22 protein-coding genes and 1 riboswitch are annotated in these 21,979 nt (G+C 70.5%); of the genes, 11 read left to right on the top strand and 11 right to left on the bottom strand.

The window, feature by feature from the left end; genetic code table 11:
- The first annotated feature begins 65 nt into the window (after positions 1 to 65).
- Positions 66 to 578: a GNAT family N-acetyltransferase gene (locus NIE111_RS14725; RefSeq protein ID WP_238684921.1), complete on the top strand. Its 513-nt coding sequence runs from the start codon at positions 66 to 68 to the stop codon at positions 576 to 578.
- A 44-nt stretch (positions 579 to 622) separates the two neighbouring features.
- Here NIE111_RS14725 and NIE111_RS14730 read toward each other — a convergent pair whose 3' ends face one another.
- Positions 623 to 1,309 (bottom strand): TetR/AcrR family transcriptional regulator, encoded by a 687-nt coding sequence (locus NIE111_RS14730; protein ID WP_238684922.1) that lies wholly within the window; start codon positions 1,307 to 1,309, stop codon positions 623 to 625.
- Between the two features lie 217 nt (positions 1,310 to 1,526).
- Between NIE111_RS14730 and NIE111_RS14735 the strand changes: the two genes are divergently transcribed.
- The 4 genes from NIE111_RS14735 to NIE111_RS14750 all read left to right on the top strand — a co-directional run bounded on the left by NIE111_RS14735 (position 1,527) and on the right by NIE111_RS14750 (position 5,775).
- Positions 1,527 to 2,474 (top strand): ion transporter, encoded by a 948-nt coding sequence (locus NIE111_RS14735; RefSeq protein WP_238684923.1) that lies wholly within the window; start codon positions 1,527 to 1,529, stop codon positions 2,472 to 2,474.
- Between the two features lie 78 nt (positions 2,475 to 2,552).
- The gene (locus tag NIE111_RS14740; protein WP_238684924.1) at positions 2,553 to 3,722 is read left to right on the top strand and encodes an acyl-CoA dehydrogenase family protein; all 1,170 of its coding nucleotides are present in this window, start codon (positions 2,553 to 2,555) and stop codon (positions 3,720 to 3,722) included.
- The gene (locus NIE111_RS14745) at positions 3,722 to 4,567 is read left to right on the top strand and encodes a phosphate/phosphite/phosphonate ABC transporter substrate-binding protein (protein ID WP_238684925.1); all 846 of its coding nucleotides are present in this window, start codon (positions 3,722 to 3,724) and stop codon (positions 4,565 to 4,567) included. Before NIE111_RS14740 ends, NIE111_RS14745 begins: the two co-directional genes overlap by 1 nt.
- Positions 4,564 to 5,775, top strand: a complete 1,212-nt coding sequence (locus NIE111_RS14750) for a ferritin-like domain-containing protein (RefSeq protein ID WP_238684926.1) — start codon at positions 4,564 to 4,566, stop codon at positions 5,773 to 5,775. The genes NIE111_RS14745 and NIE111_RS14750 overlap by 4 nt, the downstream gene beginning before the upstream one ends.
- Before the next feature lie 63 nt (positions 5,776 to 5,838).
- Here the strand turns inward: NIE111_RS14750 and NIE111_RS14755 are convergent, their stop codons facing one another.
- Together NIE111_RS14755 and NIE111_RS14760 are read right to left on the bottom strand one after the other, a co-directional pair.
- A complete protein-coding gene (locus tag NIE111_RS14755; protein WP_238684927.1) occupies positions 5,839 to 6,189 on the bottom strand; it encodes a DUF1330 domain-containing protein in 351 nt (116 codons plus the stop codon).
- 125 nt (positions 6,190 to 6,314) lie between these two features.
- Entirely contained in the window at positions 6,315 to 6,905 is a 591-nt protein-coding gene (locus NIE111_RS14760; protein ID WP_238684928.1) for a TetR/AcrR family transcriptional regulator, read from the bottom strand.
- Between the two features lie 117 nt (positions 6,906 to 7,022).
- Between NIE111_RS14760 and NIE111_RS14765 the strand changes: the two genes are divergently transcribed.
- Positions 7,023 to 7,376, top strand: coding sequence for a TraR/DksA family transcriptional regulator (locus tag NIE111_RS14765; RefSeq protein WP_238684929.1), 354 nt, complete (start codon positions 7,023 to 7,025; stop codon positions 7,374 to 7,376).
- A gap of 150 nt (positions 7,377 to 7,526) precedes the next feature.
- Here NIE111_RS14765 and NIE111_RS14770 read toward each other — a convergent pair whose 3' ends face one another.
- Complete coding sequence (locus NIE111_RS14770) at positions 7,527 to 8,921, bottom strand: FAD-dependent oxidoreductase (protein WP_238684930.1); 1,395 nt, start codon at positions 8,919 to 8,921, stop codon at positions 7,527 to 7,529.
- A 50-nt stretch (positions 8,922 to 8,971) separates the two neighbouring features.
- Positions 8,972 to 9,469, bottom strand: coding sequence for a GNAT family N-acetyltransferase (locus NIE111_RS14775; RefSeq protein WP_238684931.1), 498 nt, complete (start codon positions 9,467 to 9,469; stop codon positions 8,972 to 8,974).
- A gap of 95 nt (positions 9,470 to 9,564) precedes the next feature.
- On the opposite strand from NIE111_RS14775, the gene NIE111_RS14780 reads away from it, so the two are divergent.
- From NIE111_RS14780 to NIE111_RS14790, 3 genes are read left to right on the top strand one after another with little or no spacing between them, the layout of a single operon-like run.
- Complete coding sequence (locus NIE111_RS14780) at positions 9,565 to 9,918, top strand: ArsR/SmtB family transcription factor (protein ID WP_238684932.1); 354 nt, start codon at positions 9,565 to 9,567, stop codon at positions 9,916 to 9,918.
- On the top strand, positions 9,915 to 11,003 hold the full coding sequence (arsB, locus tag NIE111_RS14785; RefSeq protein WP_238684933.1) for an ACR3 family arsenite efflux transporter: 1,089 nt from the start codon (positions 9,915 to 9,917) through the stop codon (positions 11,001 to 11,003). The genes NIE111_RS14780 and arsB overlap by 4 nt, the downstream gene beginning before the upstream one ends.
- A gap of 17 nt (positions 11,004 to 11,020) precedes the next feature.
- Positions 11,021 to 11,434, top strand: a complete 414-nt coding sequence (locus NIE111_RS14790) for an arsenate reductase ArsC (protein WP_238684934.1) — start codon at positions 11,021 to 11,023, stop codon at positions 11,432 to 11,434.
- Positions 11,435 to 11,585: 151 nt separating this feature from the next.
- Here the strand turns inward: NIE111_RS14790 and NIE111_RS14795 are convergent, their stop codons facing one another.
- Both NIE111_RS14795 and NIE111_RS14800 read right to left on the bottom strand, forming a co-directional pair.
- A complete protein-coding gene (locus tag NIE111_RS14795; RefSeq protein WP_238685099.1) occupies positions 11,586 to 12,581 on the bottom strand; it encodes a ribonucleotide-diphosphate reductase subunit beta in 996 nt (331 codons plus the stop codon).
- A 56-nt stretch (positions 12,582 to 12,637) separates the two neighbouring features.
- Entirely contained in the window at positions 12,638 to 14,956 is a 2,319-nt protein-coding gene (locus NIE111_RS14800; protein ID WP_238685100.1) for a ribonucleoside-diphosphate reductase subunit alpha, read from the bottom strand.
- Positions 14,957 to 15,148: 192 nt separating this feature from the next.
- Positions 15,149 to 15,366, bottom strand: a riboswitch (cobalamin riboswitch).
- Between the two features lie 431 nt (positions 15,367 to 15,797).
- Here NIE111_RS14800 and NIE111_RS14805 point away from each other — a divergent pair.
- Together NIE111_RS14805 and NIE111_RS14810 are read left to right on the top strand one after the other, a co-directional pair.
- Entirely contained in the window at positions 15,798 to 17,195 is a 1,398-nt protein-coding gene (locus NIE111_RS14805) for an enolase C-terminal domain-like protein (RefSeq protein WP_238684935.1), read from the top strand.
- A gap of 7 nt (positions 17,196 to 17,202) precedes the next feature.
- Positions 17,203 to 17,925, top strand: a complete 723-nt coding sequence (locus NIE111_RS14810; RefSeq protein ID WP_238684936.1) for a FadR/GntR family transcriptional regulator — start codon at positions 17,203 to 17,205, stop codon at positions 17,923 to 17,925.
- Between the two features lie 10 nt (positions 17,926 to 17,935).
- Here NIE111_RS14810 and NIE111_RS14815 read toward each other — a convergent pair whose 3' ends face one another.
- From NIE111_RS14815 to NIE111_RS14830, 4 genes are read right to left on the bottom strand one after another with little or no spacing between them, the layout of a single operon-like run.
- Positions 17,936 to 18,955, bottom strand: coding sequence for an aldo/keto reductase (locus NIE111_RS14815; RefSeq protein ID WP_238684937.1), 1,020 nt, complete (start codon positions 18,953 to 18,955; stop codon positions 17,936 to 17,938).
- A complete protein-coding gene (locus NIE111_RS14820) occupies positions 18,952 to 19,770 on the bottom strand; it encodes an ATP-binding cassette domain-containing protein (RefSeq protein WP_238684938.1) in 819 nt (272 codons plus the stop codon). The genes NIE111_RS14815 and NIE111_RS14820 overlap by 4 nt, the downstream gene beginning before the upstream one ends.
- A complete protein-coding gene (locus tag NIE111_RS14825; RefSeq protein ID WP_091406812.1) occupies positions 19,770 to 20,822 on the bottom strand; it encodes an ABC transporter substrate-binding protein in 1,053 nt (350 codons plus the stop codon). Before NIE111_RS14825 ends, NIE111_RS14820 begins: the two co-directional genes overlap by 1 nt.
- Positions 20,823 to 20,862: 40 nt before the next feature.
- A complete protein-coding gene (locus NIE111_RS14830; protein ID WP_238684939.1) occupies positions 20,863 to 21,870 on the bottom strand; it encodes an ABC transporter permease in 1,008 nt (335 codons plus the stop codon).
- Between the last annotated feature and the right edge of the window lie 109 nt (positions 21,871 to 21,979).

A 21,979-nucleotide genomic window follows, 5' to 3' on the forward strand; every position in this document is an offset into this window, starting at 1 on the left:
GCACGTATCCTCGACGACATGGTGAGGCACGTCGATGAGCAACTCGCCCGGCCCGTCGGACCGCCATGTCGGCACGCCGTGCGGTCCGACCTGGACACTCCGGCGTCGGCCCGGTGAGCGGCGGCGACTTCGTCGTCCGGGCCGCCGTGGCGCAGGACGACCCCGAGCTGGTCTTCGACGTGCTGTGGCAACTCGCCCCCGACGACGCACGGCCGGACACCGCCCGGCTCGCCACCGCCTGGCGCGACCTGCACGCCCAATCCGGCCGCAGCCTCCTGCTGGCCGTCGCCGGGGACACCTTCGTGGGCACCCTGGACACCCTCGTAGCCCCCAACCTCACCCACGGCGCGCGACCGTACATGCTGGTGGAGAACGTGGTGGTCGCGCCCGGCTGGCGCCGTCGCGGAGTTGCCCGGGCCCTCATGCTGGCGGCGCTCGACGAGGCGACGGCGGCCGGCTGCTACAAGGTCCAACTGGTGTCGAACGCCGCTCGCACCGACGCCCACCGGTTCTACGCGTCCATCGGGTTCGCGCAGTCCGCTCTCGGTTACCGCCGATATCTCACCGCCGCGACGTGACGCCGGCTGCGGGCGCTCCCGCGTCCCGGCCGAGGCGAGGCGGGTCAGCCCGCCTCGGTCGACTCCGCGAGCAGCAGGCCGGTCAGCAGACTGCGCACTGTCCGTTCGACGAGGTCCGCCCGGGGTGCCGGTCCGGAGGGCTGACGGAACGCCGCGACCAGGTGCGGGTACGCCGCGAGGTCCACCCCGGCGAAGCTGAACGCCCCGGCGGCGGACTCGCGGCGGGCAAAGAGGCTCACCACGCCGGTCATCATCGCGATGGTCTCGAACTTGGCGGCGGCAGGGCAGCGCACTGGTTCCAGGATCCGGATGCAGTTGTCGAACCAGGCCAGGCTCTGCGGGCCGATGCCGGAGGGCCGGTGGATCACGTCGAGCAGCCACGGGTGGGCGCCGAACAGTGCCAACTGCCGGCGGCCCAGCAGCACCATCGTCTCCAACCAGTCGCCCTCCACCTGCGGGTACGGGCGCAGCTCCCCCACCGCCCGGTCGGTCATCAGGTCCAGCAGGTCATCGCGGGACGACAAATAGCGGTAGAGGGATCCGGCGCCGGTGCCGAGCGTGGCGGCCACGGCGCGCATCGACACCGCGGCCAGCCCTTCGGTGTCGGCCAGGGCGATGGCGGCCACGACGATGGCCTCCCGGCTGTGCGCCGGAGCGGGGCCACGGCTGCCGCGTTCGGGCCTGCTCCAGATCGGCTGCCGGTCGGGGTCGCTCGCGGCTGTGTCACTCACTGATCTACTGTAAATCGCACACGGCGTTCCGATTTGTCGTCGCCGCACGGATCGCGTCGACGCGCAGCGAACACGTCACGCTGCACTGACGGCACTGTCGCGCAGCGTCATTGATCTTGGCTAGGGTGGTGGGCATGCCCGCACACCATCCGCACCGCCAGGACGACGGCCGGAGGTGGGCCCCGGCCCCGGCACGCCTCATCGAGCCGGCCGACTGGTGACCGACGCACCCGTGCCCGCCCAGCGGGGCGGTCCGTCCACACCGCCGTCGCACCGCTCCGGATGGACCGGCCGTTGCGACCGGCTCGCCCGGTCACGGCCCTTCGAGATCGCCATCGTCGTGGTCATCCTCGCCAACGGCATCGTTCTCGGCCTGGAGACGTACGACGATCTGAGCCCGGCGGGCACCGCGCTGCACGGCCTGGAGCTGTTCTTCCGGGCCGTCTTCGTCATCGAGATCGCCGTCCGGCTGGCCGCCTACGGCAGACGCCCACAGGACTTCTTCCGGCACGGCTGGAACGTCTTCGACTTCGTGGTGATCGCGGCGATCTTCATCCCGGGCCTGCACGGCGACCCGGCGCTGCTGCGGGTCGTCCGGGTCGCCCGCATGGTCCGCCTGGTGCGGTTCTCACCGGGTCTGCGGACCATCGTCTCCGCACTGTGGCGCAGCCTGCCGGGAGTCACCGGGTTCCTCGCCCTAGCCGTGGTGACGCTCTACGTGTACGGCATGGCCGGCTGGCTGATCTTCGGCAACAGGTATCCGGAGGAGTACGGCGACATCGGCCGCTCGCTGCTGACGTTGTTCGTGCTGCTGTCGCTGGAGACTCTGCCGGACCTCATCGAGCAGGGCATGGCGATCTCACCATGGACGCTGCTCTACTACGTCAGCTACGTGGTCATCACCGTCAACCTGCTGCTCAACATCCTCATCGCTGTCATCGTGAACTCCATGGAGGAGGCCCGCCGGTTGGAGATGACCGAGCGACTGGCTCCCGGGTACGACGAGGACGGCGACGGCGTACCGGACGAGGTGGACCGGATCGCGCTCACCCAACGGCTGGACGACCTGCGCGCGGTCATCACCGAGTTGGAGCGCGAGCTGCGCATCGACCGGGACGACGGGCACGGCCGACCCCACCGGGACAACGCCCGCGCCAGACGGTGATCCGACGCTCGCGCTGCGTCCACGAGTTCGGATAGTGTCGGCGGCGGTCCCATCGGCCTGCCGTGAGGGGTTCCGAGCATGACGACCAGTGTCGACAATGCCCAGACCGCCACCGATCCCCCGGACACGCTCGGCACGGTGATCGACGACGTGATCCGCCCGCAGGCGCCGATCGTCGACCGGGACGGGACCTTCCCCCGTCCGGGTGTCGACGCTCTCGCCGCAGCCGGCCTGCTCGGCCTGGCCTCCTCGACCGACGTCGGAGGCGCCGGCCACGGCCTGCGGGCGGTCGCCGAGGTGATCGAGCGGCTGGCCGCCGAGTGCGGGTCCACAGCGATGGTGGTGCTCATGCACTACGCGGCCACCGCCGTCATCGAGGCGCACGGCCCGCACGACGTCCGCGCGGCGATCGCCAGCGGCGATCACCTCACCACGTTGGCCTTCTCCGAGTACGGCTCGCGCAGCCACTTCTGGTCGCCGACCGGCACCGCGACAGCCGCAGCCGACGACACCGTCCGCCTCGACGCGCGTAAGAGCTGGGTCACCTCGGCCGGCGAGGCCAACAGCTACGTCTGGTCGAGCCTTCCGCTGACCCGCGACACCGGCCCGATGACGCTGTGGCTGGTGCCGGCCGACAGCGCCGGCCTGAGCGTGACCGGCGACTTCGACGGGCTGGGTCTGCGGGGCAACGGCTCTCGGCCGATGACCGCCGACGGGCTCCGGGTTCCGGCGACGGCGAGGATGGCGGCCGACGGGGCTGGGCTCGACACCGCGCTCGGTGCGGTCCTGCCCTGGTTCCTGGTGCTCAACGCCGCCTTCTGCCTCGGTCTCGCCGACAGCGCGGTGGCCGAGGCGGGCCGACATCTCACCAGGACCACGCTCGCGCACACCGGCGCCGCCCTGCGCGACGCGCCCGTCACCCGACGCGACCTCGCCCGGCTGATGATCCGCACCGACGCGTTGCGCGCCTTCCTGGGTGACACGCTGACCGCACTGGAGACCGGCCGCGAGGACGCGATGCTGCGGGTGCTCCAGGTCAAGGCGCTCGCCGGCGAGACCGCCGCCGACGTGACCGATGGCGCGATGCAGCTCTGCGGCGGCAGCGCCTTCCGCAAGGAGTTGGGCCTTGAGCGCCGTTTCCGGGACGCCCGCGCGGCCCGGGTGATGGCGCCGACCACCGACGCGCTGCACGATTTCGTCGGTCGGCTCGCCACCGGGCTGCCGCTGCTCGACGAGGCCAACCGCTGATGCCCGCGCCAACCGTTCTGCTGGGCGCGGTCGCGTACGACCCCAAGGTGGTGACCATCTGGGAGGGCTTCCGCGCCTGGCTGCGCGGGCAGGGCCTGGACTTCGACTTCGTCCTCTACTCCCACTACGAACGACAGGTCGAGGACCTCCTCGCCGGGCGGATCGACGCGGCCTGGAACTCTCCCCTGGCCTGGCTGCGGGCTGAGCGGTTGGCGGCCGCCACCGGCACGGCCGTCCGCGCGCTCACCATGCGCGACACCGACCAGGACCTCACCTCCGTCGTGGTGGTCCGCGAGGACTCGCCGGTGCGCCGGATCGCGGACCTCGCCGGACGGGTGGTCGCCGTCGGGGCGGTCGACAGTCCACAGGCGACGCTGATTCCACTGGGTCACCTCGCGGCGGCCGGGGTCACTGTCGACGTACGCCGCTTCGACGTGGGTGTCGGCCTGCACGGCGACCACATCGGCGGCGAGCGCGACGCGGCCCGCGCCCTGGTGGCCGGGGAGGTCGACGCCGCCTGCATGATCGACGCCAACCACCTGGCGTTCGTCCAGGAGGGCACGCTACCGCCGGAGGGCACCCGCGTCGTGGCGCAGACCGCACGCTACGACCACTGCAACATGACGGTCCGCGCGCCGGAGTCCGACGGCGTCCGGCTCTTCGGCAGGCTGCTGCTCGGCATGTCGTACGCCGATCCGCAGGTGCGTCCGCTGCTCGATTTGGAGGGGTTGAAGGCCTGGCGGGAGGGCCGCACCACGGGGTATGACGCCCTCGCCGACGCGGTCGACGCCAACGGTTTCTACTCCCCCGACGGGCGGGTGACGGCCACGGACTACCGGCCGTGAGCGCAGCACCGCTCGCCGAGGTCGATCTGGGTGATCTGGGTTTCGGCCGGGGCGCGCACCTGCTGGTGCAGCGGGCCCTGGCCGGGTTGCCGCCCGGCGGCCGGTTGGCGGTCTCCGGGCGCGACCCGGCGCTGCGCGTACACCTGCCCGCCTGGTGTCGTGGCCGGGGTCATCGGGTCGAATGGCCGGACCGGGGCGAGACGAGCGAGCTGGTGGCGGTGGTGGTCCGGGGGTCGGCGGATGACGACCGCTGGTTCGGGGCGGAGCGGGCCGGGCCGGCCCTGCCGTCGGCGCTCAGCAGCCGCCCACCCGCGCGGTGGGGGCTCGGCGCCCGGGGCGCGCTCCTCGAAGCCGGTGGTCCGGAGGCGCGGTTCGACCTGGACGACCGCGACCTGGTCTGGGCCGACATCGCCCCGAACCTGTACGCGCAGGCCGCCGCCCGACAGTGGGACCCGCAGACCGCGGTGCCGTGGGACGACCCGTTCGCGCTGCCGGCCGACGTCGAGGCGGCGGTGGTGCAGGTGATGACCTACCTGGTCGAGAACGAGCAGGCCGCCCTCGTCGTGCCGGCCCGGTTCGTGGGGCGCATCCACCCGCACTTTCGGGAGGTGGTGCAACTGCTCGCCGTGCAGATGGCCGACGAGGCCCGGCACATGGAGGTCTTCAGCCGGCGGGCACTGCTGCGCGGCGCCGAGATGGGCACGTCGTCCGCTGGCGGTCGGCAGTCGCTGTTCACCCTCGTCGCGGAGTCGGACTTCGCGTTGGCGTCGTTCCTGCTCTCCGTGCTCGGCGAGGGTAGCTTCGTCGATCTGCTTTCGTTTCTGCACGAGAACGCACCGGACCCGGTGACGCGTCGGATCTGTTGGCTCGCCATGCAGGACGAGCGCCGGCACGTGGTGTTCGGCATGGCACACCTGGAGCATCAGGCGCAGCTGGATCCGCTGCTGCGGGATCGGCTGCGGGCGGCCATCCACCGCCGTCACGACGCGCTTGTCGACACCGCCGGGCTCAACGCGGATGTCTTCGACGCGCTGGTGCTGCTCGCGGCGGGTGGTTGGCATCCGGACGACGTTTCCGCCGGCTTCGACCGGGTGCAGGCTCTGCAACACGCGATGGATCAGGGCCGTCAGCGCCGCCTCGTCCGCCTGGGTTTCCGGCCGGACGAGGCGGCGGCGCTCTCCGCCCTGCACACCCGCAACTTCATGTAGCCGATCCCCGCGCACGGCATGGCGTGCGCGGGGATCGCGGCAGGGCAGGTCAGCGAGCGCTGGTCACTGGCCGAGCAGGGTCCGGATCTGACGCGCGTAGCCGGCCACCGTGAAGTCCGGGCCGACGGAGTCCACCAGGACCAGGTCGTTGATGGTGTGCTCGACGCGCAGCGACAGGATCGCCTGGTACTCGGGCGAGTTGTACCAGGTCTTGGCGGTTTCCGCGTCCGGGAACTCGATCAGCACGACCGAACCGGGCCAGCTGCCCTCGAGGACCTGCACCTCGGCATCCAGGACGAGCCACGTGGCGCCGTACGCCTCGGTGGTGGCCTGGACCTGCTCCAGGTAACGCAGGGACTCCTCGGTCGGCACTCCGCCCGGGATACGCAGGTGGTTGATCAGGTAGGTGCTCATGTCTCACTCCTCAGTTGCGGGGTGCTGCCTCCCGGCCGAAGGCGTACGACCGGTCGTCTTGAATTGGTTGCGCGCTGCGCCGGATGGGGGTGACGCGAGCTGTTATCGCTGGGGTCGGACGCGGATCAGGTGAGGATCCGGGCCGTGGTGATCGTGAAGAACTCCTGGAGAGCGGCCGGGTCGCCGGATGCCTTCGCCCGCGCTGCCGCGCCCTCGTAGCTGGAGACGACAAAGCCGGCGAGGTCGGTGGCCGGTTCGTCGCCGTGCAGTTCACCGGCGGCCCGCGCCTGCTCGATCGCCGTGGCGAGCGCGGCGACCCAGCGGCCGAAGCCGGCGTCGACGGCGTTGCGCAGAACGTCGCTGTGTGCCGGGATCTCGGTGGCGAAGTTGCCGAGCAGGCAGCCACGGTCGCCCATGGTGTCGCCGAGGCCGGTGATGTATCTCAGATGCCCGGTGATCCGCTCCAGCGGGGTGCCGCCCTGCTTCTCGTCGAGCATCTCCAGCCCCATCGCCGCGGAGTATCTCGCTACCGAGTCGAGAGCGAGGTCTTCCTTGCTGGCGAAGTGGTTGTAGAAGGTGCCCTTGGGCGCCCCGGCTGCGGCGACGATGTCCTGGACGCTCGTGCCGTTGTAGCCGCGCAGGTGGAACAGGTCCAGCGCCGCGTCGGACAGCCGTTGCCGGGTCCCGGCGGAGGCCGGCGACTTCGATCGTGGCATCTCGTGGCACTCCTCTCGTCCGTGGTTCCGGCTGACTGACGGACACCACGATATGACCGGTCGTCTCGGAATGCCAGCGATGTGACCACGGTCATCCCCCAGTACTCTGAAACGGTCATGAACAGGGATTCCAGCGCGATCCGTGAGGCGTTGCTGCGGCTTCGCGAGCAGACCGAGGCTCAGGCCACTGCCTTGGACGGTGACCTGCGGAGCCTCTTCGAGGCGTCCCGGTCGTCCAACGCCGACGACGAACACGACCCCGAGGGCAGCACGATCGCCTTCGAACGCGCGCAGCTCACCGCCGTCCTGGACGCCACCCGCCGACGCCTGGCGGAGCTGGACATCGCGCTGCGACGGGTCGACGACGGCAGCTACGGCGTGTGCGAACGGTGCGCCCGTCCGATTCCCGCCGACCGGCTCGTCGCCCGCCCGTCCGCGCGTACGTGTGTCGCCTGTGCCAGCCGGCGGTGACGGCGCCTGCCTGCCTCGGCGGTGGCCCGCCCGACCGCACCTCACTGGGGGGACCGTCCGACTGCACGGGCTGCCCGGACGGCGGCATGGGGGGCGGCCGGGTAGCCGCCGGGCGAGGCAGGCCGCGGCGGGCACCGTCGTATCCGGTGATCAGCCGGCGCAACAACCTGCTGCCGGCGCGGCGTCGAGGGCGATGAGGCTGATCGGTGCGGACCGCAGCCCTCCGGAGATGCCGGTGGGCAGTCCACGCCCCGTCGGTTGCGGCCCACAGCAGTCGTCGCCGCCCACCGAGTCGGCAGGGTTGCTGTTGCACACACCGGTCGCGGGCAGGTCGAGTTGGACGTCGCGGGCGGCGGCCCAGTCACCGGCCAGCGCGGCGACCACGGAGCGGACCTGCTCGTAGCCGGTGGCCATGAGGAACGTCGGCGCTCGGCCGTAGGACTTCATGCCGACGGCGTAGTAGCCCTGCTCGGGGTGGGCGAGCACGTCCACCCCGTGCGGCGGCACGGTGCCGCAGGAGTGCTCGTTGGGGTCGATCAGCGGGGCCAGGGCACGGGTGGCGCCCAGCACCGGGTCGAGGTCCAGCCGCAACTCGGCGGCGATGCTGTGGTCGGGGCGGAAGCCCGTGGCCGCGACAACACGGTCGACGGTGATCGACTCGACGGTGCCGTCGCCGTGCCGCAGGACCACGCTCACCCGGCCGTCCGTCGGGGTGAGCGCCTGCACGGAGAAGCCGGTGAGCAGCCGGATCCGGCCAGCGTCGACGTGCGAACGCAGCCGTGCGCCGAGCGCGCCCCGCGCCGGTAGGGCGTCGGCGTCCCCGCCGCCGTAGGTACGCGTCGGCGCGGCGGCCCGGATAGCCCAGGTCACCTCGGTGTCGGGCTCGACGGCGGCCAGCTCCGCGAGGGACAGCAGGGTGTTCGCGGCCGAGTGACCGGCGCCGACCACCACCGTGTGCCGTCCGGCGAACCGGCCCCGGTCGGCGCCGAGGACGTCTGGCAGCGCGTGCTCCAGGTACGCCGCCGCATCGGCCTCCCCCCGCGCGCGCAGACCGGACGCGCCGAGGACGTTCGGCGTGCCCCAGGTGCCGGAGGCGTCGATGACGGCGCGGGCGACCAGCTCGTCGCCGTCGGCGAGGCGGAGCAGGAACGGTGCGGTGTCGCGCCCGGCGGTACGCAACCGGTCGAGGCCGAGCCGGCTGATCGCCTCGACGCGTGCTCCGTACCGCACGTGTGGCTTCAGTTGCGGCAGCTGCGCGAGGGGCCGGAGGTAGTCGTCGACCAGCTCCGCGCCGGTGGGCAGTGCCCCCTGGTCGGGGGCGACCCAACCGGCCTCGTCGAGGAGCCGACGGGCAGCCGGGTCGATGTTGTAACGCCACGGCGAGAAGACCCGCACGTGCCCCCACTGGCGTACGGCGGCACCGGGAATGTCGCCGGCTTCGAGGACGGTGAAGGGCAGCCCGCGTTCGTGCAGGTGCGCGGCGGCGGCGAGACCGGTCGGGCCGGCGCCGATGACGATGGTGGGACTGTCGTCCAGAGCGTTCATCAGTGGCTCCTCGGTGTGGTGGCCTGGCCCGTCTTGAGGGCCACGGCTGGTCAGGTGATGGTGGGGCTGCGACGTTCCAGCAGGACGACGTCGCGCCAGCGGTCGTGATGGCGGCCGACCCGCTCGCGTACGCCGATGACCCGGAAGCCGGCACGCTGGTGCAGGGTGAGGCTGGCGGTGTTCTCCGGGAAGACTCCGGACTGGATGGTCCAGATGCCGGCGGCCTCGGTGGAGGCGACCAGCGCGGTCAGCAGCAGCCGGGCGATGCCCCGGCCCTGGGCGGCCGGGTCGACGTAGACGGAGTGTTCGACCACACCGGCGTAGACCGTGCGGGTCGAGGTCGGCGAGACGGCGATCCAGCCGAGCACCACCCCGTCGCTGTCGACGGCCACGAAGCGGTGCGCGCTCAGGCGCGCGGCGTCGAACGCCGCCCAGGTCGGGGCGGTGATCTCGAAGCTGGCATTGCCGGCGTCCAGACCGGCCTGGTAGATCGCCAGGACCCGGTCGGCGTCGTCGTCGGTCATGGTGCGCACGGTGATGTCGGCCATCAGCGGGTTGCCTTCCGGAAGAGATCAGATGCCTGTCTCGACGTCCGTCGAAACAGACAGTTGCACACTGATTAGAGAAGTGTCAACCTAGAGGAATGTCGAATCAAGCAGGTCCGACCATGGACGTGTCGTGCTGCGTCCCGCTGGCCGAGCGACGCGTACCGGCCGAGGCCGCCGCTGTGCTCGCGCCCGCGTTCAAGGCCCTCGGCGACCCGGTGCGGCTGCAACTGCTGTCGATGATCGCCTCCGCCGAGACCGGGGAGATCTGCGTCTGTGACCTGACCCCCGCGTTCGACCTGACCGGTCCGACCATCTCGCACCACCTCAAGACGCTGCGCGAGGCGGGGCTGGTCGACGCCGAACGCCGTGGCACCTGGGTCTACTACCGCGCCCGGCCGGCCATCCTGCGCCAGCTCGCCGCGCTGCTCACCGTGGCGCCGGCGACATGACGACGACCCTCCAGAGCGACTCGGCCGAGAGCGCGGTCGTCGGCCGCCTGTCCCGACTCGACCAGTTCCTACCCGCGTGGATCGGGCTCGCGATGGCCGCCGGCCTGCTCCTCGGTCGGCTGATCCCCGGGCTGAACAGCGCCTTGGACGCGGTGCAGATCGGCGGGATCTCGCTACCCATCGCGGTCGGCCTGCTGATCATGATGTACCCGGTGCTGGCGAAGGTCCGCTACGACCGGCTCGACACCGTCACCGGCGACCGCCGGCTGCTGATCTCCTCGCTGGTCCTCAACTGGATCGTCGGCCCCGCCGTGATGTTCGCCCTGGCCTGGATCTTCCTGGCCGACCAACCCGCCTACCGCACCGGGCTGATCATCGTCGGCCTGGCCCGCTGCATCGCCATGGTCATCATCTGGAACGACCTCGCCTGCGGCGACCGGGAGGCCGCCGCCGTCCTGGTCGCCCTCAACTCGGTCTTCCAGGTCGTCGCCTTCGGCCTGCTCGGCTGGTTCTACCTCGCCGTGCTCCCCCAGTGGCTGGGGCTCTCCGGCGCCGAGCTGAACGTCTCCGCGTGGGACATCGCCGGTAACGTGCTCATCTTCCTCGGCATCCCGCTGCTCGCCGGCTACCTCACCCGCCGCCTCGGCGAACGCGCCAAGGGCCGCGCCTGGTACGAGGCACGCTTCCTGCCCCGCATCGGCCCGGCCGCCCTCTACGGGCTGCTGTTCACCATCGTGATCCTGTTCGCCCTGCAAGGCGACGCCATCACCAGCCGACCCCTGGACGTCGTCCGCATCGCCCTGCCCCTGCTGGTGTACTTCGCGCTCATGTGGGCCGGCTCCTACGCCCTCGGCCGGGCCATCGGCCTCGGCTACCAACGCACCACCACGCTGGCGTTCACCGCCGCCGGGAACAACTTCGAACTGGCGATCGCCGTCGCGATCGGCACCTTCGGCGTCACCTCCGGCCAAGCCCTCGCCGGGGTCGTCGGCCCCCTGATCGAGGTACCCGTCCTGGTCGGGCTGGTCTACGTCTCCCTGTGGGCCCGCCGCTTCTTCACCTCCACGAACTCCGCAACCGCGTAACCCGGAAGGCACCCGCCGTGAGTGACAAGCCCAGCGTCCTGTTCGTCTGCGTCCACAACGCCGGCCGTTCCCAGATGGCCGCCGGCTGGCTGCGCCACCTCGCCGGCGACACCGTCGAGGTTCGCTCCGCCGGCTCCGCGCCGGCCGAGACGATCAACCCCGCCGCCGTGCAGGCCATGCGCGAGGTCGGCATCGACATCACCGACCAGACCCCGAAACTTCTGGAGTACGCGACAGCGGGGTCCTCCGACGTCATCGTGACCATGGGCTGCGGCGACACCTGCCCGGTCTTCCCCGGCAAGCGCTACGAGGACTGGACGCTCGACGACCCGGCCGGCAAGGGAGTCGACGCCGTCCGCCCGATCCGTGACGAGATCCGGGGTCGGGTGGAGAAGCTCCTCACCGAGCTGAACCGGGGTGATGAGAAGTAGCCGTCGGGGTCACCTCTGAGCTACTTCCCATCACCGTCGCGTTGGCGACCTCCCCGCCGGCGCCGATCTTGCAGTTTCGGTCGGCGAGATTCCCGGAATGCCCCGTATGCCGCGACAGCAAGTGCAAGATCGCGGAGAAGGGACGGGGTTCTTAGAAGTCGTCGTCGAAGGCGACGGTGCCGGTCACCCCGACCTGGTACGCCGACACCCGCCGCTCGAAGAAGTTGGACAGCTCCTGCACGTCCTGCAACTCCATGAAGCCGAACGGGTTGCTCGAACCGTAGTGCGGCGCGATGCCGAGCTGGGCGAGGCGACGGTCGGCGACGTGCTGGAGGTACTCCCGCATGTCGGCCAACGTCAGACCGGGCACACCGTGGCCCACCAGGTCCTCGGCGAACTGCACCTCACACTCGACCGCCTCGGTGAGCATCCGGCGAACCTGGTCGGCGAGGTCGTCGTCGAACAGGTCCGGCTCCTCGGCGCGGACGGTGTCGACGACGTCGAACGCGAACGCCATGTGCATGGACTCGTCGCGGAACACCCAGTTGGTGCCCGAGGCGAGGCCGTGCAGCAGGCCGCGGGAGCGCAGGAAGTAGACGTACGCGAACGCGCCGTAGAAGAACAGACCCTCGATGCAGGCGGCGAAGCAGATGAGGTTGAGCAGGAACGTGCGCCGGTCCTCGCGGGACCGCAGCTCCCGCAGGTCGGTCAGGGAGTCGATCCACCGGAAGCAGAACTCGGCCTTACGACGGATCGAGGGAATGTTCTCGATGGCCGCGAAGGCCGCAAAGCGTTCGGTCTCGTCGGGCACGTACGTGTCGAGCAGGTTGAGATAGAACTGGACGTGCACGGCCTCCTCGAACAGCTGGCGGGACAGGTAGAGGCGACCCTCCGGGCTGTTGACGTGCTGGTAGAGGTTGAGCACCAGGTTGTTGGCGACGATCGTGTCACCGGTGGCGAAGAACGCCACCAGGCGGCTGACCAGGTGCCGTTCGGCCGGCGACAGCTTGTCCAGGTCGGCGAGGTCGGCGTGCAGGTCGACCTCCTCGACCGTCCAGGTGTTGCGGATCGCGTCGCGGAACCGGTCGAAGAAGTGCGGGTAGCGCATCGGGCGGAGAGTCAGGTCCATCCCGGGGTCGAGCAGCATGTGCGTGGTCCTCGTGTCGGTGGTGCTGGCATCGGTGGTGGCGGCGTCGGCGGGAGTCACTGGCAGGCCTCGCACGACTCGGGGTTCTCCAGCGAGCAGGCCAGCGCCTCCGCGTCGACGACGACGGGTGCGACGGCGCTGACGGTGGCCTGCTGGATCCGCGTCGCGGGGCGCGAGCGCAGGTAGTAGGTGGTCTTCAGCCCGGCCTTCCACGCGTACAGGTACATCGAGGAGAGCTTGCCGATGGTCGGCGCGGCCAGGAACAGGTTCAACGACTGGGACTGGTCGATGAACGGGGCGCGGGCGGCAGCCAGGTCGATCAGCGCCCGCTGCGGCAGCTCCCACGCGGTGCGGAACAACTCCCGTACGCCGGCCGGCAGCTCGGCGATGTCCTGCACCGACCCCTCCGCCCGCTTGATCGCCGAACGAATCCGCTCGGTCCACAGATCGCGGGCCTTCAGCTCGCGTACCAGAGCGGTGTTGACCTGGAGGAACTCCCCCGACAGGGTCTCGCGCTTGAACAGGTTGGACACCTGCGGCTCGATGCACTCGTAGCACCCGGCGATCGAGGCGATGGTCGCGGTCGGTGCGACCGCCACGAGCAGCGAGTTGCGCAGCCCGTACGCCTCGACCCGCTCGCGCAGCGCGTCCCACCGCGCGGTCTGCGTACCCTCGACACCCCACAGGTCGGGCTGGAGCTGGCCTCGCGCGGCCCGGGTCTGCGGGTACGCCGGGTGCGCGCCGAAGTCGCGCGCCAGGTCGGCGGAGGTCTCCAGCGCGGTCAGGTACAGCTCCTCGCTGATCCGGGTGGACAGCTCGCGGGCGGCCGGCGAGTCGAACGGCAGCCGCAGCGCGAAGAAGACGTCCTGTAGGCCCATCAGCCCGAGTCCGACCGGCCGCCAGCGGGGGTTGCTCGCCGCCGCCTGCGCGGTCGGGTAGTAGTTGATGTCGATGACCCGGTCGAGGAAGGTCACAGCGGTCCGCACCGTGGCGCGCAGCCGCTCCCAGTCGATGCCACCGTCGGTGAGGTGTGCGGCGAGGTTCACCGAGCCGAGGTTGCACACGGCGGTCTCGGCGTCACTGGACACCTCGACGATCTCGGTGCAGAGGTTCGACAGGTGCACCACGTTGCCCGGCTCGGCGGTCTGGTTGCAGAGCCGGTTGGCGGCGTCCTTGAAGGTCATCCAGCCGTTGCCGGTCTGGGCGAGGGTCCGCATCATCTTCCCGTACAGCTCCCGTGCCGGAACCTGCCGCACGTAGCGGCCCTGCGCCTCGGCCTCCCGGTACGCGGCGTCGAACCGCTCCCCCCACAGGTCGGGCAGCTCGGGCACCTCGTGCGGGTCGAACAGCGACCACAGCTCGTCGGCCTCGACCCGGCGCATGAACTCGTCCGGAACCCAGTTGGCCAGGTTGAGGTTGTGGGTGCGCCGGGCGTCCTCGCCGGTGTTGTCCCGCAGTTGCAGGAACTCCTCGATGTCCGGGTGCCACGGCTCCAGGTAGACGCAGGCCGCACCCTTGCGCCGGCCACCCTGGTTCACCGCGGCGACGCTCGCGTCCAGCGTGCGCAGCCACGGCACGATCCCGTTGGACTGCCCGTTCGTGCCCCGGATCAACGCGCCGCGGGAGCGGACCCGGGAGTACGCGATGCCGATGCCACCGGCGAACTTGGACAGGTTGGCGACCTGGGCGTACCGCTGGTAGATGGAGTCCAGCTCGTCGAGCGGGGAGTCGACCAGGTAGCAGGAGGACATCTGGGTGTGCCGCGTCCCGGAGTTGAACAAGGTCGGTGAGCTGGGCAGGTAGGCCAGGCTGGACATCAGCCGGTAGAAGCCGACCGCCTCGTCCGCCGTCCGGGCCAGGCCGCAGGCCACCCGCAGCAGCCAGTACTGCGGGGTCTCCAGCACCAGCCGGCTGGTGGGGTGGCGCAGCAGGTAGCGGTCGGACACGGTACGCAGGCCGAAGTACTCGAACCGGCGGTCGCCGTCCGGGTCGATGGCGTGGTCGAGCGTCGCGGCGTGTGCGTCGACGAACGCGGCGGTGTCGTCACCGATCAGGCCCTCGGCGTGGCCGGCCCGGATCGCCGCGCTGAACGAGGTGATGCCCTGTCGACGCACCTCCTTGTCGACGTAGCCGGCCAGCAGCCGCGCGGCGAGACGCGAGTACTGCGGCTCCTCACCGATCATCTCGGCCGCGGTCTGGATGGACAGCCGGTCCAGTTCGGCAGTGGTCGCGCCGTCGTAGAGGCCGCTGATGGTGCGGGTGGCCACCCGCATCGGGTCGACGTCGGTCAGATCGTCGGCCCACCGCTCGACCGCCCGGACGATCTTGTTCACGTCCACGGGTTCGGTGCCGCCGTCGCGCTTGCGGACCTGCATCGGCGTCCGCCGCAGGATCGCGTCGCCGCTGGCCGGGACTACCTCGGTGACTGTCACCACTCGCTCCTCGGAGTTCGAGACCTGGTGGTCCGGACGCGAGGAGACAGACACCGGCGGACGCCACGCCGGCACGGCGTGGGTCAGGTGGCGTCAGCCGTCCCACGCGGCCTCGGACCGCCGCCCACCCGGGTGCGGGTACGCGGCGCGCTGGCAGGTCTTCGGACTCGCGGGCACGACCGGACTCCGCCGGTCTCCTACTGGCCGTCGCTTCCCAGGCCGATTGGTGGCCCAGTGCTGATGACGGCGGTCGTTCCCACTCACCGCTGCGGGACAGTCCCGGATTTCCACCGGGTTCCCTGTTGCCTCGACCGCCCCGGATGAGCGGCCGAACCAGCTGCGCTCGACACCATATATAGGGACACAGCCGTTGTCACACCCCACATGTCGGTCTCGGGCGTGTCGGCGACTCACTCGGTGACCACCGTCACCACCCCGGCCGACCACCCCACGCCGACCGAGGCCGGGCACCAGAGACCGGACTCTCCCCGCGCGTGTCGACAGTCGACAAAGATTTGATGTATCGAGGCCACGGCACCGCAGAGTACTCCCATACGTCGACGTCAATGCCCCGGCGCGAGGTGGAACATCCAATCTCCACAACCCGCCACCCCCGCCACCTTCGCCCGTCTACCGGCACGATGGGCGACAAGGCGGAACGACCCTCGGTGCAAACATCATACGTCTGTGGGCCTACGATGATCGACATCGTTGACGGGCTGGAGCAGCCCTCCGTATACTCCCAGTGATCATCTGATCTTTAGCCGAGCCGGGCGAGGAGCGCATGCCGCAGATCACCGCCGTCACCGTCGAAGACGTCCGCTTCCCCACCTCCCTGACCGCTGACGGGTCAGACGCCATGAACAAGGACGGCGACTACTCGGCGGCCTACGTCGTCCTGCACACCGACGGCGTCGACGGCGCGTTCGCGCCACTCGCGGGGCACGGCCTGACCTTCACCATCGGCCGAGGCAACGACATCGTCGCGGCGGCGGCGGTCCACCAGGCACAGCTCCTGGTGGGCCTGGACGTGGCGACGATGGCAGCGGACATGGGCGCTGTCTACCGCCTCCTCACCTCCGACTCGCAACTGCGCTGGCTCGGCCCGGAGAAGGGTGTCGTCCATCTGTCCCTGGCCGCCGTGTTGAACGCGTCGTGGGACCTGGTCGCCCGACTCGCCGACAAGCCGCTGTGGCGGCTGCTCGTCGACATGTCCCCCGAGCAACTCGTCGACATCGCGGACCTGCGCTACCTGTCCGACGCGCTGACCCGCGACGAGGCACTGGCCATCCTGCGGGCCAAGGAGGGCACGAAGGCCGCCCGCCTCGCCGAGCTCGACCGGACCGGCTACCCCGCCTACACCACCTCCGCGGGTTGGCTCGGCTACGGCGACGACAAGCTGCGCCGGCTGTGCCAGGAGGCGGTGGACACCGGCTACGGCTACGTCAAGCTCAAGGTGGGCGCCAACCTCGACGACGACATCCGCCGATGCGCTATCGCACGCGAGATCCTCGGGCCGGATCGCAACCTGATGATCGACGCCAACCAGGTGTGGGACGTCGGTCAGGCCATCGACTGGGTCACCGCCCTCGCGCAGTTCACGCCACTGTGGATCGAGGAGCCGACCAGCCCCGACGACATCCTGGGCCACGCCGCCGTCCGCCGCGCCGTCGCTCCGATCGGCGTCGCCACCGGCGAACACTGCCACAACCGGGTGATGTTCAAGCAGCTGTTCCAGGCCGAGGCCATCGACTTCTGCCAGCTCGACACCGGCCGGTTGGCCAGCATCAACGAGATCGTCGCCGTGCTGCTGCTCGCCGCGAAGTTCGACGTCCCGGTGTGCCCACACGCCGGCGGTGTCGGCCTGTGCGAGATGGTCCAACACGTGTCGGTGCTCGACTACGTCGCGGTCTCGGGAGACCTCACCAACCGGGTCACCGAGTTCGTCGACCACCTGCACGAGCACTTCACCGATCCCTGCATCATCCGGGACACCGGCTCCGGCAGCGGATACGTCCTGCCCAGCCAGCCCGGCTACTCCACCCGGATGCGTCAGGAGTCGGTAGCGCTCTACCGCTTTCCCGACGGCCACTACTGGGCGGCGACAGACCCGACTACCGTGTCATCTCCGGAGGCGGCGTACGTGACTGCGGGTGGGAAGGCCACCCCCGCCGGCCGCTAGGGGGATCATGTCTCGCACTGACGAAGTGGTCAACGGCATCAAGCGGATGATCCTCGAAGGGCAGTTCAGGCCCGGGGACCGGTTGCCCATCGAGAAGGACCTCGCCGAGCAGCTCGGTGTCTCGCGTGGGTCTCTGCGCGAGGGGATGTCGGCCCTGTCGATTCTGGGCATCGTCAACATCCGCCAGGGCGACGGCACCTACGTCACCAACCTCGACGCGCCACAACTGCTGGCGCCGATGGGTTTCGTGGTGGACTTCCAGGGCCAGGGCGACCCCCGGCACATCCACACCGTTCGCCGGCTGCTGGAGTGCGAGGCCGCCTGCCTGGCGGCGACCAGGATCACCGACGAGGCCCTGGCCCAGGCGGGTGACCTGCTCGACGAGGCGGCCCGGTTGATCGGCCAGTCACCGCCGGACCACGAGCGGATCATGGAGATCGACATCGCCTTCCACCGGATCATCTCGGTGCACGCCGAGAATCCGGTGCTCGTCGGCCTGATCGAAGCGTTCGCCGGGCGCACCATCCGTGGCCGGCTCTGGCGGAGTCTGCACGAGGAGGGCGCGGACCTGCGCACCCATCACGAACACGTGGCGATCCTGAAGGCCCTCGTGGCGCGCGACCCGGAGCGGGCGCGCACCCGGATGGCCAACCACCTGATCGGCGTGGAGGAGTCGTTGCAGGGGTTACCCGACGACGCCGACGCGAGCATCGTGACGGCCCGGTCGTGACGGCCGCCCCTCACGGCTGCACGTCGAGCAGCCCTTCGTCGTACAACGCCGTCCAGAGCTGATCTGGGACGTCGACACCGGCTCGACGCAGGGTCTCGGTCACCTGTGCCTCGTCCCGCATGCCGACCACTGTCGAGACGACGGCCGGGTGACGACGGACGAACGCCAACGCCGCCTGAGGCAGCGTGACGCCGTACATCTGACAGACCCGCGCTATCCGGCGGGCCTGGTCGATCACCTCTGCCGGCGCCTGCTGGTAGTCGTAGACGGCGTCGGGCGGCGGCATGTCCCGGGCCAGCAGCCCGGAGTTGTAGACCCCGGCGACCACCACACCGACGTCGTGGGTCTGCGCGACGGGCAGCAGGTCGGTCAACGCGCCCTGCTCCAACAGGGTGTACCGGCCGGCGCACATCACCACGTCCACGTCGGTCTCCGCCACGAAACGGGCCAGCATCGCGGACTGGTTCATCCCCGCCCCGACGGCACCGATGACGCCCTGCTCCCGCAGCTCCACCAACGCCGGGATCGCCTCGCGGGCGGCCTGCTCCCAGTGCTCGTCCGGGTCGTGCAGGTACACCACGTCGATCCGGTCCAGGCCGGTGCGCCGAAGGCTCGCCTCCAGGGAACGGCGTACGCCGTCGCGGCTGAAGTCCCAGACCCGGCGATGGTCGGCGGGGACGTCGAACCCCTCCGGATCCCGCCGGTGTGCCGTCTCCGGGGACGGCACGAGCAGCCGGCCGACCTTCGTCGACACCACGTACTCGCCGCGCGGGCGTAAGCGCAGGGCCGCGCCCAGGCGTCGTTCGGACAGGCCCAGCCCGTAGTGCGGCGCCGTGTCGAAGTATCGGATGCCGCCCGCCCACGCGGTGTCCACGGCGGCGGCGAACTGCTCGTCCGACGTCGCCCGGTAGAGATTGCCGCCCTGCGAGGCGCCGAAGCCCAGTGGGCTCAGCCGCAACGGCGACCCGACGGCGTTCGAGGTCGCCCGACGGCCGGGATCCTGCGCGCCCCGCTGGACGGCAGCCGTCACCGCTCGTCCCGATCCACGCTGGTGCTGCCGGTCATCGCCGCGACCAGATCGTCGGTGGTGACCTCGTCGGCGCGGAGTTGGGCAGCGCGTCGACCGAGGCGCAGGACCTCGACCCGGTCGGCGATCTCGAGCACCTGAGGCATGTTGTGGCTCACCAGCACCACCGACATGCCGGCGTCGCGGGCACGCCGGACGACGTCGAGCACCCGCCCGGTCTGGACCACACCCAGGGCCGCTGTGGGCTCGTCGAGGATGACCACGTTTGTCGCCCAGATGATGGCCCGGGCCACCGCCACGCACTGCCGCTGCCCACCGGAGAGCATCGCGATCGGGGTGGTGACCCGGGGGATCCGTACGCCGAGTTCGTCGAGGGCGGCGGCGGCGCCGTGGCGCATGGCGCGTTTGTCCAACAGTCCGAGCCGGCCGAGTGGTCCGGAGCGGAGGATCTCCCGGCCGAGATACAGGTTGGCGGCCACGCTGAGGTCGTCGGCGACGGCGAGGTCCTGGTAGACGGTCTCCACCCCGGCCCGTCGGGCATCGACCGGGGTGGAGAACTGGACCGGACGGCCGCCGACCCGGATCTCGCCCTCGTCCGGCGGATGCACACCGGACAGGGTCTTGATCAGGGTGCTCTTGCCGGCGCCGTTGTCGCCGATCAACGCGACGACCTCACCGCGGCGGACCGTGAAGTCGGCGCCCCGCAACGCCTCGACGTGCCCGAACCGCTTGACGATGCCGCGTGCCTCGAGGACCGGCGGTTCCGTCTCGGTGGGTTGCTGGTCGCTGTCGGCGGTGGCCGTTGGAGTGCCGCCCATCACTGCACCGGCGGGTTGGCGCAGCTGGGCTCGAGCACCGCCTTGATCTCCGCCGAGTCGATGTTCTCCTTGGTGACGAACGTGACGCCGGTGTCGGCCGATGCCAGCGGCGCCTTGTCCCGGAGGTGCTTGACCATCTTGTCGACGCCGAAGTAGCCCATCTTGAACGGGTTCTGCACGACCAGCGCCGAGATCTGGCCGTTGCGCACTCCGGCGATCTCGTCCGGGGCGGCGTCCCAGCCGATGATGACCACCTTGCCGGACTTGCCGGCGGCCTGGATGGCCTGCGCGGCACCGAGCACGCTCGGCTCGTTGGCGGCGAAGACGCCGGCGAGCTTGGGGTTGGCGGTGAGGATGTTCTCGGTGACCCGTCGGGCTTCGTTGACGTCACTGCGGCTCGGCTGCTGGCCGACCAGCTTCAGGTTGGGGTACTGGGCGAGGCCGGCCTTGAAGCCGTCGACCCGCTCGGTGTTGGTCTGGGATCCGGGCTGGAACTCGACGAGCGCCACCTCGTGGTTGCCGGGGCCGAGTTCGGTGGCGAGCAGCTTCGCCGCCTCGGTCGCCGACGCGCGGTTGTCGGTGGCGAAGAGGGGCACGTTCGACGGCTGCGGGCTGGTGCCGGAGTCGATCATGGCGACCGGGATGTTGGCGCTGAGCGCCTTGTCGGTCGCCGGTGCCAGCGCGCTGGAGTCGGTCGCCGCGTAGACGATGCCGTCGACCTTCTTGGTGACGAAGTTCTGGATCAGGTTGACCTGACCCTCGACGTCGGTCTCGGTGGTCACCCCGTCCCACTGGACGGTGACGTCCCCGGCGCGCTGCGCGGCGCACTCGGCGCCGGCCTTGACCGTGTTCCAGTAGTCGGCTCCGACCGCCTTGGGTACGACGGCGAGCTTCAACGGGCCGCTCGCGTCCTTGGTCGCGCCGTCGCCGCCGTCCCGGACCTCGACTCCGCCGCAGGCGCTGAGCAGGGCGGTCGCCGCGGCCGCGGCCAGGATCGCCTGCGCGCGCAGGAGTCGTCCTCGCGTCCGCCGGCTGGTGGTGGTGTGTGCCATGGTGTGTGTCCTTCCTCGTTCGGACTCTCGGAATGGCATGTCAACCCCGTGATTCCAGCCGCCGGCGGCGGTACTGGTCGAAGTAGACGGCGGCCCAGATGATCACGCCGACGATCACCTGCTGGTAGTGGATGCTGATGTCGAGCAGGACGGCGCCGTTGCGGACCAGGGCGATGAGGAACGCGCCGATGATGGTTCCGACGATCCGGCCCTGCCCACCGAACAGGCTGGCTCCGCCGATGACGGCGGCGGCGATGACGTCGAGTTCCAGCGAGATCCCGTAGTTGGGCTGGCCGGAGTTGACCCGGGACGCGGCGATCATGCCGCCCAGCCCGACCAGCACGCCGGCCAGCACGTACACCCCGGTGAGGTGCCGCCCGACCCGGATGCCGGAGCGGCGGGCTGCCTCCAGATTGGAGCCCATCGCGTAGGTGTACTGACCGAAGCGGGTCTGGGAGAGCAGAAAGGCGACCCCGACGGCAACCAGGACGGTGATCACCACGGCGAAGGGGATGCCGAGGATCTGCCCGTTGCCGAGCAGTTGGAAGGATCGGGGCAGGCCGTAGACGCCGACGGCTCCGGTGATGATGAAGACGAGGCCGCGGCCCACGGACATCGTCCCCAACGTCGCGATGAACGGCGGAATCCGGGCCACCGTGACGAGCAGCCCGTTCAACAGCCCGGCCAACGCGCCGACGCCGATGGCGACAGCCGTGGCCGCCCAGAGCGAGAAGCCGAGGTCGCGCACGACCATCGCGCCCAACACGCCGGCGAGCGCGGCGACCGATCCCACCGACAGGTCGATGCCCTTCGTGATGATGACCATCGTCTGGGCCGTGGCGATGATGGCGATCACCGCCGTCTGGGCCCCGATGTTGAAGAGGTTGTCGGCTGTCAGGAAGTAGGGACTCGCGAAGGACAGGGCGATGAACAGGACGACCAGCGCGGTCGCGGCGGTGAACTCGGAGACGGCGTGGGAGATCCGTTCCCGGAACCAGTCGCTGAGTTCGCCGCGCTGCGTGCCGGCGGTTGCCTCGGCGCTACTCATCGTCGGACCTGACCTCCCCAAGCGTGGCGCCGGCGTCCGACGGGGACCCGCCGACGAGCCGAACGCCTGTGAGCACCGACCCCGCTCGGACGGCGGTGCGGCTAGGCGC

Source organism: Micromonospora hortensis (assembly GCF_022230935.1).
Taxonomy (GTDB): Bacteria; Actinomycetota; Actinomycetes; order Mycobacteriales; family Micromonosporaceae; genus Micromonospora; species Micromonospora hortensis.

What these genes read in the sequence shown, in the direction of transcription:
- NIE111_RS14725 (WP_238684921.1), top strand. Translation starts at nt 66, where the DNA reads ATGTCGGCACGCCGTGCGGTCCGACCTGGACACTCCGGCGTCGGCCCG.
- NIE111_RS14740 (WP_238684924.1), top strand. Translation starts at nt 2,553, where the DNA reads ATGACGACCAGTGTCGACAATGCCCAGACCGCCACCGATCCCCCGGAC.
- NIE111_RS14745 (WP_238684925.1), top strand. Translation starts at nt 3,722, where the DNA reads ATGCCCGCGCCAACCGTTCTGCTGGGCGCGGTCGCGTACGACCCCAAG.
- NIE111_RS14755 (WP_238684927.1), bottom strand. Translation starts at nt 6,189, where the DNA reads ATGAGCACCTACCTGATCAACCACCTGCGTATCCCGGGCGGAGTGCCG.
- NIE111_RS14760 (WP_238684928.1), bottom strand. Translation starts at nt 6,905, where the DNA reads ATGCCACGATCGAAGTCGCCGGCCTCCGCCGGGACCCGGCAACGGCTG.
- NIE111_RS14765 (WP_238684929.1), top strand. Translation starts at nt 7,023, where the DNA reads ATGAACAGGGATTCCAGCGCGATCCGTGAGGCGTTGCTGCGGCTTCGC.
- NIE111_RS14770 (WP_238684930.1), bottom strand. Translation starts at nt 8,921, where the DNA reads ATGAACGCTCTGGACGACAGTCCCACCATCGTCATCGGCGCCGGCCCG.
- NIE111_RS14775 (WP_238684931.1), bottom strand. Translation starts at nt 9,469, where the DNA reads ATGGCCGACATCACCGTGCGCACCATGACCGACGACGACGCCGACCGG.
- NIE111_RS14780 (WP_238684932.1), top strand. Translation starts at nt 9,565, where the DNA reads ATGTCGAATCAAGCAGGTCCGACCATGGACGTGTCGTGCTGCGTCCCG.
- arsB (WP_238684933.1), top strand. Translation starts at nt 9,915, where the DNA reads ATGACGACGACCCTCCAGAGCGACTCGGCCGAGAGCGCGGTCGTCGGC.
- NIE111_RS14795 (WP_238685099.1), bottom strand. Translation starts at nt 12,581, where the DNA reads ATGCTGCTCGACCCCGGGATGGACCTGACTCTCCGCCCGATGCGCTAC.
- NIE111_RS14800 (WP_238685100.1), bottom strand. Translation starts at nt 14,956, where the DNA reads ATGCAGGTCCGCAAGCGCGACGGCGGCACCGAACCCGTGGACGTGAAC.
- NIE111_RS14805 (WP_238684935.1), top strand. Translation starts at nt 15,798, where the DNA reads ATGCCGCAGATCACCGCCGTCACCGTCGAAGACGTCCGCTTCCCCACC.
- NIE111_RS14810 (WP_238684936.1), top strand. Translation starts at nt 17,203, where the DNA reads ATGTCTCGCACTGACGAAGTGGTCAACGGCATCAAGCGGATGATCCTC.
- NIE111_RS14820 (WP_238684938.1), bottom strand. Translation starts at nt 19,770, where the DNA reads ATGGGCGGCACTCCAACGGCCACCGCCGACAGCGACCAGCAACCCACC.
- NIE111_RS14825 (WP_091406812.1), bottom strand. Translation starts at nt 20,822, where the DNA reads ATGGCACACACCACCACCAGCCGGCGGACGCGAGGACGACTCCTGCGC.
- NIE111_RS14830 (WP_238684939.1), bottom strand. Translation starts at nt 21,870, where the DNA reads ATGAGTAGCGCCGAGGCAACCGCCGGCACGCAGCGCGGCGAACTCAGC.